Raw genomic sequence first — 16,923 nt, 5'->3', positions numbered from 1 at the left:
GAGCGGCGAAGGTCACACCGCCGGGACCGGGCCGCAGCCGCGTGACACACGCGCGAAGCCCCCGGCCGGTGGCCGGGGGCTTCGGTGGCGCGGACGGTCAGGCGGTCGCGGCGAGGGCCGTGACCAGCGCCGCGGTCACCTGCTCGATCTGCCAGGGGCGGGCGCCGTGGCTCGCGAGGGCCTCCGCCACCGCGTCGGCCTCCAGCCGCTGCGGCGGCTCCCAGCACAGCCTGCGGACCGTGTCCGGGGTGATCAGGTTCTCCTGGGGCAGGTTCAGACCCTCCGCGAGCGCCGACACGGCCGCGCGGGCCGCCGACAGCCGGGCGGCGGCGGCCGGGTCCTTGTCGACCCAGGAGCGCGGCGGCGGCGGACCGGCCGGGGTCGCCCCGGGCTGCGGCAGCTCGCTCTCGGGCAGGGCCCTCGCCCGGTCCACAGCGGCCATCCACTGCTCCAGCTGGCGCCGGCCCATCCGCTGCCCGTAGCCGGGCAGGGCGGACAGCGTCTGCACGTTCGCCGGGAGGGCGAGGGCGGCCTCGACGATCGCGGCGTCGCCCAGCACCTTTCCGGGCGACACGTCACGCCGCTGCGCGATCCGGTCCCGCGACTCCCACAGCTCCCGTACGACCGCCATCTGCCGGCGGCGGCGCACCTTGTGCATGCCGGACGTCCGGCGCCACGGGTCCTTGCGCGGCGGCGCGGGCGGTGCGGCGGCGATGGCGTCGAACTCCTGGTGGGCCCAGGCCAGCTTGCCCTGCCGGTCCAGCTCCTCCTCCAGCGCGTCGCGCAGGTCGACCAGCAGTTCCACGTCCAGGGCGGCGTAGCGCAGCCACGGCTCCGGGAGCGGGCGGGTCGACCAGTCGACGGCGGAGTGGCCCTTCTCCAGCGCGTAGCCGAGCACGTTCTCGACCATCGCGCCCAGTCCCACCCGGGGGAAGCCGGCGAGTCGGCCGGCCAGCTCGGTGTCGAACAGGGAGGTGGGCACCATGCCTATTTCGCGCAGGCACGGCAGGTCCTGGGTGGCGGCGTGCAGGATCCACTCGGTGCCGGACAGGGCCTCGCCGAGTGCGGAGAGGTCGGGGCAGCCCACCGGGTCGATGAGCGCGGACCCCGCGCCCTCGCGGCGCAGCTGCACCAGGTAGGCGCGCTGGCCGTAGCGGTATCCGGAGGCGCGCTCGGCATCGACGGCCACGGGTCCGGTGCCGGCGGCGAAGGCCGCGACCACTGCGGCGAGGGCGTCGGCGTCGGCGACCACCGGAGGGATCCCCTCACGGGGTTCCAGCAACGGAATCGGCGGCCCATCGGACGAACTGACGACTTCGTCCGGGGGGCCGCCCCCGGTGGTGGTGCGCAGGTCTGCTGCGGTCTCTTGGGCGTCGGTCACCGGTCAAGGGTATCCGTGGATGCGCCGCGCCCGTCGCCGGAACGTTCCGTCGACGGGCGCGAGGGGGAAGGGCGGACGTTGCCCGGGGTTTCCCGGGGATTCGCCCGTGAGCCTCGGGGCGGGGTGCGGACCCGTCCTGGACCCTGTCGTCAGCGTCCCGCCCGGCCCGCGGCGTCCGGTGCCGCGCCTCGCCGCGATGTCGGGACGTCCGAGTACGTCCGGGTACTCGGGCGCCCCTCCGCCTTGCGGTGCACGGCACCGGACGCCGCGGGCCCGACCGGCGCCACGCTGACGGCAGGGGCTAGTGGATGATCCCGGTCCGCAGGGCGACGGCGACCATCCCGGCCCGGTCGCCGGTGCCCAGCTTGCGGGCGATCCGGGCCAGGTGGGACTTGACGGTCAGGGCGGACAGGCCCATCGAGACTCCGATGGCCTTGTTGGACTGGCCCTCCGCGACGAGGCGCAGGACCTCGACCTCGCGGCCGGAGAGCTCTCGGTAGCCGCCCGGGTGGCTCGGGGCACCCGGGGGGCGGCGGTGCATACGGGCGGCGGCAGCGCCGATGGGGGCGGCGCCGGGCCGGCTGGGGAGCCCGATGTTGGTCCGGGTGCCGGTGACGACGTAGCCCTTCACTCCGCCCGCGAGGGCGTTGCGTACGGCGCCGATGTCGTCGGCGGCGGACAGGGCCAGGCCGTTCGGCCAGCCCGCGGCACGGGTCTCGGAGAGCAGGGTGAGACCGGAACCGTCGGGCAGGTGTACGTCGGCCACGCAGATGTCGCGCGGGCTGCCGACTCGGGGGCGGGCCTCCGCGATGGACGAAGCCTCGATCACGTCACGTACTCCGAGGGCCCACAGATGGCGGGTCACGGTGGAACGCACGCGCGGGTCGGCCACGACGACCATGGCCGTCGGCTTGTTCGGGCGGTAGGCGACCAGGCTTGCGGGCTGCTCGAGAAGAACGGACACCTAGGCCTCCTGGGGGAGTGGCGGGACGGCCGGCTCGGGGAAGGAAGCCGGTGCGAACCGTACGGATGGTCACTGACTCCTTCGGCACGTCACCCGCCCGGCTTTAGGGAATGATCACGATTTGGTGAGTAACAATTCGGGCAATTCGGACGCACGATCGATCATAGGGTGATCAGAAGCCCACAACGGATGCCCGGTTTCGACACTCCGTTACGGGCTTCGCTCGGGCGTTCCCCGCCGGGTGCGCTCTTTCGGGTCGGCTCGCGCGGCCGTACGGTCCCCCGCCTACGGTTGGTGCGGCCGTACGGTCCCCTGCCTAGGGGTGGTGCGGACCGCGGCGCTGTGGCAGCGAGACCACTCCCGTGACGCTGTCCGTCGGCCCCACCGGCGGCAGCCCCGCGATCTGGCACAGCAGCTCGCACCAGGCCGACAGGTGCGCGGAGGTTTCCGGCACGCCGCCCACCCCCTCGCGCGGCGTCCACGAGGCTCTGATCTCGATCTGCGTCGCGGGCCGCCGCTCCGCGAGCCCGCCGAAGTAGTGCGAGCTCGCCATGGTCACGGTCCCGCTCGCCTCCCCGTACGTCAGGCTGCGTGCGTCCAGCGCTCCCGTCAGCCAGGACCAGCACACCTCCGGGAGGAGGGGGTCCGCGGCCATCTCCGGCTCCAGTTCCGCCCGTACGAGCGTCACGAGCCGGAAGGTCCCGTGCCAGGCCTCGTGCCCGGCCGGATCGTGCAGCAGGATGAGGCGGCCGTCGGCCAGATCGTCCTCGCCGTCCACCACCGCCGCCTCCAGCGCGTAGGCGTACGGGGCCAGTCTCTGCGGCGGCTTCGTCGGGTCGATCTCGATCCCGGGGCGCAGTCGCGCCTTCTTCAAGCCGTCGACCGCCCGCCGGAACGGGAGCGGGACGGAGCTCTCCTTCGCGCTGTCCATACCGTCAGCGCCATCTGAAAATCGTCCCTGAGCCGCAGCCATGCGGGGAAGACTAGGCGGAACGAGCGCCCCTGCGGCGCAGGGACACCCGCGCCGGGCCGGGCACTTCTTCATACGTGCGAAGATTTGGGTCGTGAGCGCCAACGACCGCCCCACGGGCCAGCCGAGTCAGACGTACGATTCCGCCTTCCTGAAGGCGTGCCGGCGGGAGCCGGTGCCGCACACCCCGGTGTGGTTCATGCGGCAGGCCGGGCGCTCGCTCCCCGAGTACCGCAAGGTGCGCGAGGGGACCCAGATGCTGGAGTCGTGCATGCGGCCCGACCTGGTCACCGAGATCACGCTCCAGCCGGTGCGCCGCCACAAGGTGGACGCGGCGATCTTCTTCTCCGACATCGTGGTGCCGCTGAAGGCGATCGGCGTCGACCTGGACATCAAGCCGGGCATCGGCCCGGTCGTGGCCCAGCCGATCCGCCGCCGCGAGGACCTCGCACAGCTGCGCGACCTCACTCCTGAGGACGTCTGGTACGTCACCGAGGCGATCGGCATGCTCACGGGTGAACTGGGCTCCACGCCGTTGATCGGTTTCGCGGGCGCGCCCTTCACCCTCGCGAGCTACCTCGTCGAGGGAGGCCCCTCGAAGAACCACGAGCACACCAAGGCCCTGATGTACGGGGACCCGAAGCTGTGGGCGGACCTGCTGGACCGCCTCGCGGAAATCACCTCAGCCTTCCTGAAGGTCCAGATCGAGGCCGGCGTCTCCGCCGTCCAGCTCTTCGACTCCTGGGTCGGCGCGCTCGCCCCGGCGGACTACCGCCGCTCGGTGATGCCCGCCTCGGCGAAGGTCTTCGAGTCGGTCTCCTCCTACGGGGTCCCGCGGATCCACTTCGGCGTGGGCACCGGCGAGCTGCTCGGCCTGATGGGCGAGGCCGGCGCGGACGTCGTGGGCGTCGACTGGCGGATCCCGCTGGACGAGGCCGTCCGCCGGGTGGGCCCGGGCAAGGCGCTCCAGGGCAACCTGGACCCGGCGGTGCTCTTCTCCACCCCGGAGGCCGTCGAGGCCAAGACGGACGAGGTCCTCGCGGCCGCGGCCGGCTTGGAGGGCCACGTCTTCAACCTGGGCCACGGTGTCCTCCCGACCACGGACCCGGACGCCCTGACCCGCCTGGTGGACTACGTCCACACCCAGACGGCCCGATAGATCCAGCGCCGCCGCCGCTGGGGCTCCGCCCCAGGGGCGGCGTGGTGGGAGAAGCCCCGCGAAGCGGCAGCGCCCGGGCTCAGACCCCGGCCGAGCGGACCGCCGACACCGCCTTGCGGGCCGCCACCAGCACCGGGTCCCAGACCGGAGAGAACGGCGGGGCGTAGCCCAGGTCCAGCGAGACCATCTGGTCCACCGTCATGCCCGCCGTGAGGGCGACCGCCGCGATGTCCACCCGCTTCGCGGAGCCCGCGCCGCCGACGATCTGGACACCGAGGAGGCGGCCCGTGCGGCGTTCCGCCAGCACCTTCACCGTCATCTCCGCTGCGCCGGGGTAGTAGCCCGCCGTGTTGGTGGAGGTGATGGTGGCCGTCACGAAGCGCAGGCCCGCCTCCAGCGCGTCCCGCTCGCGCAGCCCCGTACGGGCGATCTCCAGGTCGCAGACCTTGCTGACCGCCGTGCCGACCACCCCGGGGAAGGTCGCGTAGCCGCCGCCCACGCCCGAGCCGATGACCTGGCCGTGCTTGTTGGCGTGCGTGCCCAGCGGGATGTGCCGGGTGCGGCCGGCGACCAGGTCCAGGACTTCCACGCAGTCGCCGCCCGACCAGATGTTCTCGTGTCCGCGGACCCGCATGGACAGGTCCGTGAGGATGCCGCCCGACGGGCCGAGGGGGAGACCGGCGGCGCGCGCGAGGGCCGTGCGCGGCTCCACGCCGATGCCGAGCACGACCACGTCCGCCGGGTACTCGTCCCCCGTCGCCGTGGCCACCGCGCGCGCCCGGCCCTCCTCGTCGGTGAGGATCTTCGTGACCTCGGCGCGGGAGACCGTACGGATCCCCATGCCGTTCATCGCACTGTGCACCAGGCCGCCCATGTCCGGGTCCAGCGTGGCCATCGGCTGCTCGCCGCGGTGCAGGACGGTGACCTCGTACCCCCGTCCGACCAGGGCCTCCGCCATCTCGACGCCGATGTAGCCCGCGCCGACCACGACCGCCCGCCGGCCCTCCCCGCGCTCCGGCCCCTCCGCGCGATCCAGAGTGGTCATCAGGCGCTGGCCGTCGTCCAGGGTCTGGATGCCGTGGACCCCGTGCGCGCCGATGCCGGGGAGTCGGGGGCGGACCGGGCGGGCGCCCGTCGCCAGGACGAGCTTGTCGTAGGCCGTCCAGGATTCCGAACCGTTGTCCAGATCGCGGGCGCGGACCCGGCCGCCCGCGAGATCCAGCTCCACCACCTCGGTGCGGGTGCGCAGGTCGATGTCCCGGGCCCGGTGCTCCTCCGGGGTGCGGGCGATCAGGTCGTCCCGTTCGGAGACCAGCCCGCCGATCCAGTACGGGATCCCGCACGCCGAGTACGAGGTGAAGTGCCCGCGCTCGAAGGCGACGATCTCCAGCTCCGCCGGGCCCTTGAGCCGCCTGGCCTGTGACGCGGCGGACATGCCCGCCGCGTCACCGCCGACCACCACGAGTCGTTCCGTCGCCATCGCCCGCACCGTCCTCCGCCGTCGTCCCGCCTACGGGGACACGCTACGGGCGCGGGCGCGCTCAGTCCTCTGCTTCGGCCTCGCCCCGGGCCGACGCGGCCGGTGTTGCAGGTGTTGCTGGTGCGGCCGGTGCTGCTGGTGCGGCCGCCGGGGCCTGGCGGGGGACCCACGCCGGGGCGAGCCCCGTCCTCGCCCTCGGCTTCGCCTTCGCCTTCGCCGGGCGCAGCTTCCGGTACGCCCGGAATCCGAACGCCACCAGGCCCGCCGTCAGTGCGAACGGCAACACGGCCGCTGCGGCGAGCACCAGGTACCGCACGAGCGTGGAGAACACCTTCCAGCCGCCGCTCAGCGCGTCGCCGAAGCCGGTCTCCTCCTTCTTCTCCTTCTCCGCACGTGGCGGGGCGGGCTCCGAGACCTCCAGCGTGATCGTCCCCATCGAGGTCTGGTCCTTCAGCGCCGCCTGCTGCGCGAGCAGCGACTCCAGGTCGGACTGCCGCCGGCTCAGCTCGCTCTCCAGCATCACCACCTCGCTCAGCGCCGAGGCCTTGCCCATCATCTCCCGCACCCGCGCCACGCTGGCCTGCTGGGACGCGACCCGGCTGCCGATGTCGGCGACCTTCTCCGTGACGTCCTGCGCGTCGACCTTGCGGTGCAGGAGCTTGCCGCTGCCTTCCATGGCGCTGAGCACCGCGTCGTAGCGTTCGCCCGGCACCCGGAGGGTCAGCGTGGAGGTCATCCGGCCGTCCCCGCCGCGTTTGGACGACTCGTTGCCGACGTATCCGCCCGCACCGTCGGCCGCCGAGCGGGCCGCCGCGAGGGTCTTCTGGGCGTCCGCCGTCTCGATGCCGAGGGTCGCCGTACGGATGACGTTGGGGCGGACGACGGCCGGCTGCTGCCCGTTCTTGCCGGCCGCGCCGGGAGCCGTCCCGGCCGCCGACGCGGGGGGAGCCGCCGCTCCCTGCGCGCCCTCCGGGGCCTTGGCCCCCTGGGCGGGCGCGACCGCCGCCTTGTCGCTCGCGCCGTCCCGGCTCTCGCCGGCGCCGCAGCCCGTGAGCGCGAGGGCCCCGGCCAGGGACAGGGCGGCCAGGGCCGCCGCGGACCGCTGTCTGTGCGGAGTGCGCATCGTGTCAAACCCCCGAAGTTCGGCTGGTGTTGCCGGTTCGACGTCCGGACTCCCGTCGCGGGTTTCACCTCCCCGGTCCCAGGCCGGTCCCGATGCGGTCACGGTCCGGCCTCGGTGATCGGGTCTGAGACGATGTGTCCATGCACGAAGCGGACATGCGTACGGATCGCCCCGGCCGGACCCGGCACGTCGTCGTCATCGGCGGCGGCATCGCGGGCCTCGCGGCGGCCCACCGACTGCTCTCCGAGGGCGTGCGCGTCACGCTGCTGGAGGCCGGACCGCGGCTCGGCGGCAAGCTGTACGCCGGTGAGCTCGCCGGCGCCCCCGTCGACCTCGGCGCCGAGTCCGTGCTCGCCCGCCGGCCCGAAGCCGTGGCCCTCGCCCAGGCCGTGGGCCTCGGCGACGCCCTGCAGTCGCCCGCCACCGCCACCGCCCACCTGTGGACCCGCGGCGCGCTGCGGCCCATGCCGCGCGGGCACGTCATGGGAGTCCCCGGCGACCTGGCGCCGCTCGCCGCCTCCGGGGTGCTCTCCGCCGAGGGCCTGGCCCGCATCGAGGCCGAACGCACACTGCGGCCCACCGAGATCGGCGAGGACGTCGCCGTCGGCGAGTACGTCGCCGCCCGCCTGGGCCGCGAGGTCGTCGACCGGCTGGTGGAGCCGCTGCTCGGCGGGGTCTACGCCGGCAACGCCTACCGCATCTCGATGCGGGCCGCCGTGCCCCAGCTCTTCGAGGCCGCCCGGACGCACGCGCTGCTGGGCGACGGCGTACGGGAACTGCAGCGCCGGGCGGAGGCACAGCCCCGCTCGGCCGGGCCGGTCTTCGCCGGTATCGACGGCGGCATCGGACGGCTCCCGCTCGCCGTGGCGGAGGCCTGCCGGTCGGCCGGAGCCCGGATCGCCACCGGGACCCCCGTGCGCGAGGTCGTCCGTACGGCTGAAGGCTGGCGGGTCGTCGCCGACGCCGAGGTCATCGAGGCCGACGGGGTGATCGTGGCCACCCCCGCCGGCCCCGCCGCCAGGCTGCTGGACGGGCTCGCCCCGGCTGCCGCGGCCGAGCTGCGCGGGGTCGAGTACGCCTCCATGGCCCTGGTCACGATGGCCTTCCGGCGCTCCGACCTGCCGGCCTCCCTCACCGGGGGCGGCGCGAGCGGGTTCCTCGTACCGCCCGTGGACGGCCGGACCATCAAGGCCTCCACTTTCTCCAGCAACAAGTGGGCCTGGGCCGGGGCCGATCCCGAGCTCTTCCTGCTGCGCACCTCCGTGGGCCGGTTCGCCGACGAGCACGATCTGGAACGCGAGGACGGCGAGCTCGTCGAGGTCTCGCTCACCGACCTCGGCGAGGCCGTCGGACTCGCGGCCCGGCCGGTGGCCTCCACCGTCACCCGCTGGGACGGAGGGCTGCCGCAGTACCCGGTCGGCCACCTCGCCCGGGTGGCCAGGATCCGCACCGCCGTCGCGGCCCTGCCCGGCCTCGCGGTGTGCGGCGCGGTCTACGACGGGGTGGGCATCCCGGCGTGCATCGCCAGTGCCGGCAAGGCCGCCGACGTGGTGATGGCCACGTTGGGCACGCGTTCGGTACCCCTGGCACAGACCACTGATCAGCGCACGGGACAATAGGCACATGACTGCACCAGAGAAGATTCCCAACGCGGGGAAGAAGGCGAAGGACCTCAACGAGGTCATCCGCTACACCCTGTGGTCCGTCTTCAAGCTGAAGGACGTCCTCCCCGAGGACCGCGCCGGTTTCGCCGACGAGGTCCAGGAGCTGTTCGACCAGCTGGCCGCCAAGGACATCACCGTCCGCGGCACCTATGACGTCTCCGGCCTGCGCGCCGACGCGGACATCATGATCTGGTGGCACGCGGAGACCGCGGACGAGCTGCAGACCGCGTACAACCTGTTCCGCCGCACCAAGCTGGGCCGCGCGCTGGAGCCGGTCTGGTCGAACATGGCCCTGCACCGCCCGGCCGAGTTCAACAAGTCGCACATCCCGGCCTTCCTGGCCGACGAGACCGCCCGCGACTACGTCAGCGTGTACCCCTTCGTGCGCAGTTACGACTGGTACCTGCTGCCCGACGAGGACCGTCGCCGCATGCTCGCCGACCACGGCAAGATGGCCCGTGGCTTCCCGGACGTGCGCGCCAACACCGTTGCCTCGTTCTCGCTGGGCGACTACGAGTGGCTGCTGGCCTTCGAGGCCGACGAGCTGTACCGCATCGTCGACCTCATGCGTCACCTGCGCGCCTCCGAGGCCCGTATGCACGTCCGTGAAGAGGTGCCCTTCTACACCGGACGCCGCAAGTCCGTCGCCGATCTGGTGGCCGGGCTCGCCTGATACCTCCCCTGGGGGGAAGGGCCGGAGGGACTGACTACTCCCTCCGGCGGATCGGGAGGCCCTGCCCCCGAAACGACGCAGCCGGAGACCCCGCCCGGAAGTTCAGACGACTGGCGGCAGCAGCGCCCTGTGGGTGCTCGCTGCCCGGTCGTCCAGCGACACCGGTGCGGGCTCCGGATGCGGCGCACGCGTGACACGCCACCCCGCGGTGTCACCTGTCAGCAGATCCGCTCCACGTGACGGTCCACGCAGTCATCGCGTCCGCCGGCCACTCCGTGGGTGCCGGCCCCCTTTCCGTGACCAGCGCGGCCTCGACGCCGAGCCGCCGCTGGACTTCCAGCGCGCCCGGGTACGGGGTCGCCCCGTTCCGCTCCGCCGCGACGATCGGTGTGCGGGGCAGCCGGGCTCCGTGGGTTGCCGTATCAGGAGCTGCTCGAACAACTGGAGCCGGACGAACTGCTGCAACTCGAACTGCTGCCGCCGCAGCTGGAGCCGCCACCACCGCAGCTGGAGCCGCCACCGCCGGAGCAGCTGGAGCCGCTCCCGCAGCTGCTGCCGGAGGACCCGCAGCCCGATCCCGATCCCGAACCACAGCTGGAACCGCCTCCGCCGCCGTCGCTCCCGGCGCACCAGACCACCGGCAGGATCTCGGCGGAGGACGCGTACGAGGAGCCCGGGCCGTGCGGACGGGATCCCGACTGGGCCGCGGCCAGCCGGGTGCCGCGCGCGGCGGGCACCAGCTGCCCGCGCAGGTACGGGTCGCGCATGCCCCGCAGGCCGAACAGCGCGGTCTGCACGTGCGGGGTCCGGTCGTTCACGTAGTGGGCACGGATGTCGCGCAGCGCCCGCTGCGCGGCCGGGGTGATCCGTTGCCTGGCCCGCGCGGCGCAGATCCCGCCCACGAGGATCCCGCCCAGCAGAGCGGGCAGCACCTTGACGATGAACGGCACCTGCGGGCTGTCGTCCATGACGAACGCGACGAAGGTGAGCGGCAGGGACACCGGCACGAGGAGTCCGCACACCGTGGCCTGGACCATGCCCCAGCGCCGCCAGGTCCGCCCCCACCCGGGCGGCGAGAGCAGCCCGCGGGCGGCCAGGGCGTCCCCCGTCTCCTGTACGGCCGGGTCGATCATGGCGGCGTAGCGCACCTGGTAGAGCCATCCCGACGGTGCACCGCGGTGGGCCTGCAGGACGGCACGCTCGGCGGGGTCGTCGGCCCGCGCCCCGGGGCGTACGTGGACGATGCCCGGACCGCCCGCCATCAGGCGGCCGTCCGAGAGCATCGAGACGAGGGCCGTGTCCACGACGTTGCCGGGGCCGCCCGCCACGAAGGCGGCCTCGGACAGGTCGTGGAGGACCGGCGCCGGTCCGCCCGACCGGGGCCGGGCCCGGCGCAGGCCGCGGACCAGCAGGCCGCTGGAGGCGGCGACGGCGATCCAGATGACGAGGGCGAGGAGGTTCATGCCGCCCTCCCCACGAGCGCCCGGGCCCAGCGCGCGACCCGGCGAGGCGGGCGCGCCCCGGCCCGGTCCCGCCACCACGCGGTGAGCCGGCGCCGGGCGGCCGGGTCGGCCGGCAGGTCCTGGATCAGCAGGTGCTCGGCGAAGTCCAGCGCGTCCCGGCGGTATCCGGCCGTCATGGGACGGCCGGTGGCGTAGGCGAGGAAGGCCGTGCGGTACGCCTCCTCACCGCCCAGGATCGCGGGCAGCTCCGGAGCCAGCCTGGCCACCACGCCGGCCCGCTTGGCCGCCAGCGCCCGGGCCTGCACCCGGATCCGCTGCCTGTCGAACCCCTCCGGTACGGGGGTGCCGGCCACCAGGGCCGACAGCAGCGCGGCCTGCTCGAGCCCTACGCGGGTCCGCGTGGCCTCGTCGGCCCCGTCACGGTGGGGATCCGGCGAGGCGACGGGCCGGCCGGGGCCGGGTGCGGCGGGTGCGGCGGGGGCCGAGGCCGGGCCGGCCGTCAGCACCGCGCGGATCGCGGCCAGCTCGCCCGCCAGCTCCGGCTCCGGCGGGAAGTCGTCGTCCCGCTCCAGGAGGACGCCCGGCGGGTCCACCCGGGAGCGGAGTGCGGCGAGCACGTCGAGGACCACCGGTGGCACCGGGTGGGCATGCGTGTCGTGCCAGACCCCGCCCCGTTCGACCCCGCCCGCCACATGTACGTACGCCAGCGCCTCCAGCGGGATCGCGTCCAGCACGGCCGCCGGGTCCTCGCCCCGGTTGACCCGGTTGGTGTGCAGGTTGGCCACGTCGATGAGCAGGCGGACACCGGTCCGCTCGACCAGCTCCGTCAGGAACTGCGCCTCCGTCAGCTCCTCGCCCGGCCAGGAGATCAGCGCGGCGATGTTCTCCAGCGCGAGCGGCACGGGCAGCGCGTCCTGCGCGATGCGCACGTTCTCGCACAGCACGTCCAGCGCGTCACGCGTGCGCGGCACCGGCAGCAGGTGACCGGCCTCCAGCACGGGCGAGGAGGTACGGACGAAGGCGATGTGCTCGGTGACCAGCGGCGCCCCCAGCGCCACCGCCCGCTCCCCGAGCGCCGCCAGCTTCGCCGGGTCGGGGCGGTCGGCGCCCCCGATGCCCAGCGAGACCCCGTGCGGCACGACGCGGGTGCCCCGCTCGCGCAGCCTCAGCAGAGCCTCGGGCAGGTGGCCCGGGCAGATGTTCTCGGCCACCACCTCGACCCAGTCCAGGCCGGGCAGCCGCTCGACGGCATCCGCGATCTCCGGCCGCCAGCCGATGCCCACCCCCAGGTGTGCCATGGGCTTCATGTCCCTCGCCCCCTTTCGGCGCATCTCGTCGCGCCGTGTGCCGAAGTGATGGCCCCGGCGGAGTCGAGCCAATCGCGAAGAGGGACGTTCAGAGCAACATTTGAGGTTCCGCCGGACGAGGCCCCGTCGTCGAAGCTGGCCCGGGCGGGACGGTGACGACAGGGCCGGCCTGGGGGAGGCCGTCAGAGACGGGCCCGCAGGGCCGGGTGGTCGGAGATCACCGTCGCGCTGCCGGGGGCGATCTCCGTGAAACCGGCGTCGCGGACGACCGGGAGGCCACTGGCGCTCAGCTGCGCCCACCGCTCGCGCGGGGCCGTCCGTACGGCCAGTGCGAAACCGGATTCCTGCCAGGCGGCCCGTTCCGCGTCCGTCAGCTCCCACCACGCCAGCTGCGCCGCGTGACCGGCCTGGGCCATCGCCTTGCCCGCCGACATGCCGACATCGGGGTTGAGCCACAGCACGGGCAGGTCCGGCTCGGTGGGCGCTGCGACCGGCTCCGGGTCGTCCAGGTCCGTGCCCGACACCTGGAGCTTGGCGAGCTCCTTGGGCCAGCCGTCCAGGGGCACCGGCGGGAAGACCCGTACCTCCGAGGCGCCACCGTGCACCGTGACGCCCGGCAGGGTCTGCGCCTTGCGCCACTCCGCCCCGCGCGCCCGCCGGACCACCTTGCGGATCCGTGCGTCCTGCCAGTCACGGACCGCCTCGGCCCACTCGCCGTCGCCCTGCGACCGCTCGTCGGTGAGCAGGACCAGTACCGCGCGGGCCGCCGTCTCCAGCGCGTCCGTCCGGGCGGGCGGCTCGGTCTTCTCGATCCGCACCACCAGCGGCAGCACGAACTGCGGGGCCTCGTCGCGCAGGACGTGCTCCTGCCGGAAGGGGCTGTCCGCCCCGACCGCGGGTACGCCGGTGGTGTCGTTCGTGTGCTGGCTGCTCATCCCGCCAAGGATGCCAGCCTCCGCCTTCAGGATGATGCCCCGGGTGGGCGCTCCGGGCGAGGATCGGGGCCATGAAGAGTGATCTTTTCGCGTCCGAGAACCTCGTCCAGGCGGCCGTCGCCCCCGGGATGACCCTGCAGAACGCCAAGTCCGTGAAGTACGCCGTCAACGGCGAGATGCTGGCCCGTCAGGGCTCGATGGTGGCCTTCCGCGGCAACCTCCAGTTCGAGCGCAAGGGACAGGGCATAGGCGGCATGCTCAAGCGCGCCGTCACGGGCGAGGGCCTGTCGCTGATGTCGGTACGCGGTCAGGGCGAGGCCTGGTTCGCCCACCAGGCCGGCAACTGCTTCATCATCGACTTCGAGCCGGGCGACGCGCTGACCATCAACGGCCGCAACGTGCTGTGCTTCGACCCGACCCTGTCCTACGAGATCAAGATGCTGAAGGGCGCCGGAATGACCGGGGGCGGCCTCTTCAACAGCGTCTTCACCGGCACCGGCAAGCTCGCCGTGGTCTGCGACGGCAACCCGATCATCATCCCGGTCACCGCCCAGGCCCCGGTCTACGTGGACACGGACGCGGTGGTCGGCTGGAGCGCGCAGCTGGAGACCGGCCTGCACCGCTCCCAGTCGGTCGGCTCGATGATCCGCGGCGGCTCCGGCGAGGCCGTCCAGCTGAAGCTGAGCGGCGAGGGCTTCGTCATCGTCCGCCCGAGCGAGGTCACCGAGACGGCGGCCGCGCACTGAACCCGCAGACCGGACTGAACCTGACCGGCGTGGGCCGCCGTTACGGACTGCGCCGGCCCTGGGTGCTGCGCGGGATCTCGCTGGACCTGCCGCGCGGCACCCTGGTCCGGGTCGAGGGCGGCAACGGCGGCGGCAAGTCCACCCTGTTGCGGCTCCTCGCCGGGATCGACGCCCCGACCGAGGGGCGCATCAGCGGCCGCCCGCGCCGCACGGCCTACGTACCCGAGCGCTTCCCGGCGGCGCTGCCGCTCGACGTCGTTTCCTACCTGACCCACCTGGGCCGCGTACACGGGCTCCCGCGGGCCGAGGCGGCCCGGCGGGCGGCGCACTGGCTGGAGCGGTTCGGGGCCGCCGGTCACGCCCGCACCCCGATGGCCGAACTGTCCAAGGGGACGAGCCAGAAGGTGGCCGTCGCCCAGGCCCTGCTCGCCGAACCGGGGCTGCTCGTCCTCGACGAGGCCTGGACCGGGCTGGACACCTCCGCCCGGACCGAGTTGGACCTCGCCGTGGCCGAACGCACCGCCGCCGGAGCCACCGTGGTCTTCGTCGACCACGACCCCCGGCGGCTCGCGGGCGCGCCCGACGCGCACTACCGCGTCGAAGGCACCGCGCTGGTGCCCGTGCGCACGGTCGGGACGACAGGGCCCCGCGTGCGGATCCGCGCCGCCGGACCGCCCGGCAGCCCGCTGCCGGCCGGCCTCGCCGGTGCGCCCGACCCCGACGGCGGCATCCTGCTGACCGTGGACGCGGACCGCTCCGACGAGGCGCTGCGCACCCTGCTCACCGCCCGGCCGCCCTGGCACGTCCGCACCGTGGAGGAACTGCCGTGACCGCCCTGCTCCGCTACCAGGGCGCCCTGCTGCTGCGCTCCCAGCGGTGGCTCGCCCCCTTCGTCGTGTACGCCGCCTTCGTGGCCGTCGGGATCCGGCCGGGGGACCCGGTGCTCGATGCCCTCGGCTACGCGGCCGCCGGCCTGGTTCCGCAGGCCGCCTGGCTGGTCCGGATCTGCGTCATCAACGAACCGGACGCGGCCCGCGACTGCGCGGCCGCCGCGGCCGGTCCCGTACGGGTGCACGCGGCGGCCCTCCTCACCGGCCTCGCCGGGGCCCTGGTCACCGGAACGGGGGGAGCCGCCGTGGCGCTGCTGCTCGGTGCCCGGGCCGGACTCGACCCCGCCGCGACCGTCCTGGCAGGCGCCCTGTCGGTGGCGGTGTGCGCCCTGACCGGTGCGGCCGTGGGGGCGCTGTGCAGCAGGCCGGTGGTGCGGCGCCGGGGCTACGCGGTCCTGGCCGGGACCCTCGGCTCCCTGCTGGCCTGGGTCCTCGCGCCCTCTCCGGCCCGCGCCGCGGTGTCCGCCCTGGTCACGGCGGCGCGCTCGGGCTCCGCGCCGCTGCCGCTGACAGCGCTGGCCGGTGCGCTGCTGCTGGCCGGCGCGGCGGGCACGGCGGCCTGTATGGTCGCCGCGCGGCGGGGCTGAGTACGCTCGTAGGCATGGACAAGCCGGACGAGACCCCGTCGTACTGCCCCGCCCCCGCGGCCCCGGGCGACCCGGTGGCGGGGCCGCCCTACGCGGACTGCCTGGCGTGCGGCAAGCCCACCGAGTACGGGGTCGCCACCCCGGGCGTGGTCCTCTGTCCGGTGTGCGAGTGGCAGGACGCGGAGCGGACGGCCTGCTCCGGCTAGAACCCGTCCGGCCGAGCGGGCCCCTGGATGCCGCTACTGGGCGCGGTGCGGTTTGTGCGGGGAGACCCCCAGGCGTGCGTGCGCGGAGAGGCGGGCCCGGCCGGTGGACCGGCGTGCGCGTTCGACGGGCCCGTCGCACAGTTCCTGCACCACGGGACCGGGCTCGCTGCCGGGGGTGAGGGTGAGGTCGATGCGTGCCTCCGGGTGGTCGGCGCGGCCGGTCATCTGCACCCGCGCGTGTTCCACGCCCGGCTGGTGGAGGACATCGGCGGCGAGGGCGTCGCTGAGGGCGTGCTCGCGCAGTTCCACCCCGTCCGTCGCAGGTGTTCCACCGACGGGTATGGAGCCGGGGTGCGTGCGGCGCAGTTGCGTCAGCAGCCACCACAGCGCGAGCAGAAGGACGATCGCCAAGGCGGCGATCACCACGGGCCACCACCAGCCCTCGTCCGTCCAGCGGGTGCGGTCGGCGTCGCCGAGCAGCACGGCGTTCGGGGTACTACGCGGCCAGTCCTCAGGAGGGCTCAGGTTCCAGCGCCGGTAGAGGTCGAAGCCACCCGCCAGCATCAGCAGACCCGTGCCGAACAGGACGATGCCTGTCACAGCCAGCAGAACCCGGTTGACTGCGGATTTCCTCTTCATGGGATCCGTCTCCTGTTCTCCCCGGTGCGTCACTTGCGGCGCGGGCGTACCCGGACGGTGAGCCGTGGCGGACGGGCGAGGGCGAGCCGATCGCGTTGCTCGAGCAGCGTGGCCAGCAGATCGGCCTTGACGTCGGCTTGGGCACGGAAGCGGACCTCCGCGCGCGCCGCGATGCGGCTTCGTCCGACCCGGACCCTGGCGGCACTGACGCCGGCGACGCGCATGGCGGCATCGCGCAGCACGAGGGCGGCGGCGTCGCGGTCCAGCACGGCCTGTACCCGCTCGTCGGGCGTCCTGAGGGGCAGCAGACGACGCAGGCCGGGGGTCAGTGCCAGGATGATCAGCCAGAGGCCCACGAGTGTGAGGACGGCCGCTCCCACGCGGATCCAGACGTCATCCAGGGGGCGGGTGGCCAGTTCGTCGGCCAGGCGTGTGCGCCAGGCGGCGGCGGACTGGCCCGCGCGAACCCTGACGACGTCGAACAGCAGGATCCCGGCCGCCGCTCCGATGACCAGAGCCGTCAGCGCGGCAGGTATCCGGCGTGCGGACCACGGGCGGCGCGAAGGGCGCAGGCCGCCACGCGCGTCGTCGCCGTGCTCGCGGCTATCGGGAGGCTGCTTGACCAGCAGGTCCACCGTGCGGGAGGTGGCCTCGTCGGTGGCGGGGGGCTGCTCCCTGTCGGCCGTAGGGTCTTGGTCCCGTTTCATGCCGGCTCTCCTTCCCGGTGGGGTTGCCC

Annotated in this window: 17 protein-coding genes and 1 pseudogene; 7 read left to right on the top strand and 11 right to left on the bottom strand. The window is 74.1% G+C overall.

Annotation, left to right across the window (positions count from 1 at the left end; genetic code table 11):
- Positions 1-97: 97 nt before the first annotated feature.
- From AB0D48_RS04355 to AB0D48_RS04345, 3 genes are all read right to left on the bottom strand, one after another.
- Entirely contained in the window at positions 98-1,381 is a 1,284-nt protein-coding gene (locus AB0D48_RS04355; protein ID WP_362390641.1) for a ribonuclease D, read from the bottom strand.
- A gap of 301 nt (positions 1,382-1,682) precedes the next feature.
- On the bottom strand, positions 1,683-2,345 hold the full coding sequence (locus AB0D48_RS04350; RefSeq protein WP_069922445.1) for a response regulator transcription factor: 663 nt from the start codon (positions 2,343-2,345) through the stop codon (positions 1,683-1,685).
- Positions 2,346-2,661: 316 nt separating this feature from the next.
- Positions 2,662-3,318, bottom strand: a complete 657-nt coding sequence (locus tag AB0D48_RS04345; protein ID WP_362390639.1) for a DUF3000 domain-containing protein — start codon at positions 3,316-3,318, stop codon at positions 2,662-2,664.
- A 91-nt stretch (positions 3,319-3,409) separates the two neighbouring features.
- Between AB0D48_RS04345 and hemE the strand changes: the two genes are divergently transcribed.
- Positions 3,410-4,474, top strand: coding sequence for a uroporphyrinogen decarboxylase (hemE, locus tag AB0D48_RS04340; protein WP_362390637.1), 1,065 nt, complete (start codon positions 3,410-3,412; stop codon positions 4,472-4,474).
- A 79-nt stretch (positions 4,475-4,553) separates the two neighbouring features.
- On the opposite strand, the gene AB0D48_RS04335 is transcribed toward hemE, so the two are convergent.
- Positions 4,554-5,954, bottom strand: coding sequence for an FAD-dependent oxidoreductase (locus tag AB0D48_RS04335; RefSeq protein WP_362390635.1), 1,401 nt, complete (start codon positions 5,952-5,954; stop codon positions 4,554-4,556).
- A 61-nt stretch (positions 5,955-6,015) separates the two neighbouring features.
- Entirely contained in the window at positions 6,016-7,077 is a 1,062-nt protein-coding gene (locus AB0D48_RS04330) for a DUF4349 domain-containing protein (protein ID WP_362390633.1), read from the bottom strand.
- A 140-nt stretch (positions 7,078-7,217) separates the two neighbouring features.
- Here AB0D48_RS04330 and hemG point away from each other — a divergent pair, with 140 nt between their 5' ends.
- Both hemG and hemQ read left to right on the top strand, forming a co-directional pair.
- Complete coding sequence (gene hemG / locus AB0D48_RS04325) at positions 7,218-8,696, top strand: protoporphyrinogen oxidase (protein WP_362390631.1); 1,479 nt, start codon at positions 7,218-7,220, stop codon at positions 8,694-8,696.
- A 4-nt stretch (positions 8,697-8,700) separates the two neighbouring features.
- Positions 8,701-9,414, top strand: a complete 714-nt coding sequence (gene hemQ / locus AB0D48_RS04320; RefSeq protein WP_362390629.1) for a hydrogen peroxide-dependent heme synthase — start codon at positions 8,701-8,703, stop codon at positions 9,412-9,414.
- A 102-nt stretch (positions 9,415-9,516) separates the two neighbouring features.
- Here hemQ and AB0D48_RS04315 read toward each other — a convergent pair.
- The 4 genes and pseudogenes from AB0D48_RS04315 to AB0D48_RS04300 all read right to left on the bottom strand — a co-directional run.
- Positions 9,517-9,814: pseudogene (locus tag AB0D48_RS04315) on the bottom strand (alpha/beta hydrolase); the annotation flags it as partial.
- 22 nt (positions 9,815-9,836) lie between these two features.
- On the bottom strand, positions 9,837-10,877 hold the full coding sequence (locus AB0D48_RS04310) for a TIGR04222 domain-containing membrane protein (protein WP_362390627.1): 1,041 nt from the start codon (positions 10,875-10,877) through the stop codon (positions 9,837-9,839).
- Positions 10,874-12,175, bottom strand: a complete 1,302-nt coding sequence (locus AB0D48_RS04305; RefSeq protein WP_362391101.1) for a DUF692 domain-containing protein — start codon at positions 12,173-12,175, stop codon at positions 10,874-10,876. The genes AB0D48_RS04310 and AB0D48_RS04305 overlap by 4 nt, the downstream gene beginning before the upstream one ends.
- Positions 12,176-12,366: 191 nt before the next feature.
- The gene (locus AB0D48_RS04300; protein ID WP_362390625.1) at positions 12,367-13,119 is read right to left on the bottom strand and encodes an aminoacyl-tRNA hydrolase; all 753 of its coding nucleotides are present in this window, start codon (positions 13,117-13,119) and stop codon (positions 12,367-12,369) included.
- A gap of 71 nt (positions 13,120-13,190) precedes the next feature.
- Between AB0D48_RS04300 and AB0D48_RS04295 the strand changes: the two genes are divergently transcribed.
- Genes AB0D48_RS04295 through AB0D48_RS04280 form a run of 4 tightly spaced genes read left to right on the top strand, consistent with a single transcriptional unit; the run spans position 13,191 to position 15,548 of the window.
- Positions 13,191-13,865 carry an AIM24 family protein gene (locus AB0D48_RS04295; RefSeq protein WP_362390623.1) on the top strand — a complete coding sequence of 225 codons (675 nt, stop codon included), beginning with the start codon at positions 13,191-13,193 and terminating at the stop codon, positions 13,863-13,865.
- 14 nt (positions 13,866-13,879) lie between these two features.
- Positions 13,880-14,695: an ATP-binding cassette domain-containing protein gene (locus tag AB0D48_RS04290; protein WP_362391099.1), complete on the top strand. Its 816-nt coding sequence runs from the start codon at positions 13,880-13,882 to the stop codon at positions 14,693-14,695.
- Positions 14,692-15,342, top strand: a complete 651-nt coding sequence (locus AB0D48_RS04285; RefSeq protein ID WP_362390621.1) for an ABC transporter — start codon at positions 14,692-14,694, stop codon at positions 15,340-15,342. Before AB0D48_RS04290 ends, AB0D48_RS04285 begins: the two co-directional genes overlap by 4 nt.
- Positions 15,343-15,356: 14 nt before the next feature.
- The gene (locus AB0D48_RS04280) at positions 15,357-15,548 is read left to right on the top strand and encodes a hypothetical protein (RefSeq protein ID WP_362390619.1); all 192 of its coding nucleotides are present in this window, start codon (positions 15,357-15,359) and stop codon (positions 15,546-15,548) included.
- A 33-nt stretch (positions 15,549-15,581) separates the two neighbouring features.
- Here the strand turns inward: AB0D48_RS04280 and AB0D48_RS04275 are convergent, their stop codons facing one another.
- Both AB0D48_RS04275 and AB0D48_RS04270 read right to left on the bottom strand, forming a co-directional pair.
- The gene (locus AB0D48_RS04275) at positions 15,582-16,187 is read right to left on the bottom strand and encodes an alkaline shock response membrane anchor protein AmaP (RefSeq protein ID WP_362390617.1); all 606 of its coding nucleotides are present in this window, start codon (positions 16,185-16,187) and stop codon (positions 15,582-15,584) included.
- A gap of 29 nt (positions 16,188-16,216) precedes the next feature.
- Positions 16,217-16,894 (bottom strand): DUF6286 domain-containing protein, encoded by a 678-nt coding sequence (locus AB0D48_RS04270; protein WP_362390615.1) that lies wholly within the window; start codon positions 16,892-16,894, stop codon positions 16,217-16,219.
- Between the last annotated feature and the right edge of the window lie 29 nt (positions 16,895-16,923).

This window comes from Streptomyces sp. NPDC048269, from assembly GCF_040652395.1.
Lineage (GTDB): Bacteria > Actinomycetota > Actinomycetes > Streptomycetales > Streptomycetaceae > Streptomyces.
Note: the sequence above shows the minus strand (reverse complement) of the source record. Positions and strands in the feature narration are given on the sequence as shown.

Coding starts and splice junctions, on each gene's coding strand:
- AB0D48_RS04300 (WP_362390625.1), bottom strand. CDS start 13,119: ATGAGCAGCCAGCACACGAACGACACCACCGGCGTACCCGCGGTCGGG.
- hemQ (WP_362390629.1), top strand. CDS start 8,701: ATGACTGCACCAGAGAAGATTCCCAACGCGGGGAAGAAGGCGAAGGAC.
- AB0D48_RS04305 (WP_362391101.1), bottom strand. CDS start 12,175: ATGGCACACCTGGGGGTGGGCATCGGCTGGCGGCCGGAGATCGCGGAT.
- AB0D48_RS04345 (WP_362390639.1), bottom strand. CDS start 3,318: ATGGCTGCGGCTCAGGGACGATTTTCAGATGGCGCTGACGGTATGGAC.
- AB0D48_RS04275 (WP_362390617.1), bottom strand. CDS start 16,187: ATGAAGAGGAAATCCGCAGTCAACCGGGTTCTGCTGGCTGTGACAGGC.
- AB0D48_RS04330 (WP_362390633.1), bottom strand. CDS start 7,077: ATGCGCACTCCGCACAGACAGCGGTCCGCGGCGGCCCTGGCCGCCCTG.
- AB0D48_RS04295 (WP_362390623.1), top strand. CDS start 13,191: ATGAAGAGTGATCTTTTCGCGTCCGAGAACCTCGTCCAGGCGGCCGTC.
- AB0D48_RS04280 (WP_362390619.1), top strand. CDS start 15,357: ATGGACAAGCCGGACGAGACCCCGTCGTACTGCCCCGCCCCCGCGGCC.
- AB0D48_RS04270 (WP_362390615.1), bottom strand. CDS start 16,894: ATGAAACGGGACCAAGACCCTACGGCCGACAGGGAGCAGCCCCCCGCC.
- AB0D48_RS04335 (WP_362390635.1), bottom strand. CDS start 5,954: ATGGCGACGGAACGACTCGTGGTGGTCGGCGGTGACGCGGCGGGCATG.
- AB0D48_RS04310 (WP_362390627.1), bottom strand. CDS start 10,877: ATGAACCTCCTCGCCCTCGTCATCTGGATCGCCGTCGCCGCCTCCAGC.
- hemG (WP_362390631.1), top strand. CDS start 7,218: ATGCACGAAGCGGACATGCGTACGGATCGCCCCGGCCGGACCCGGCAC.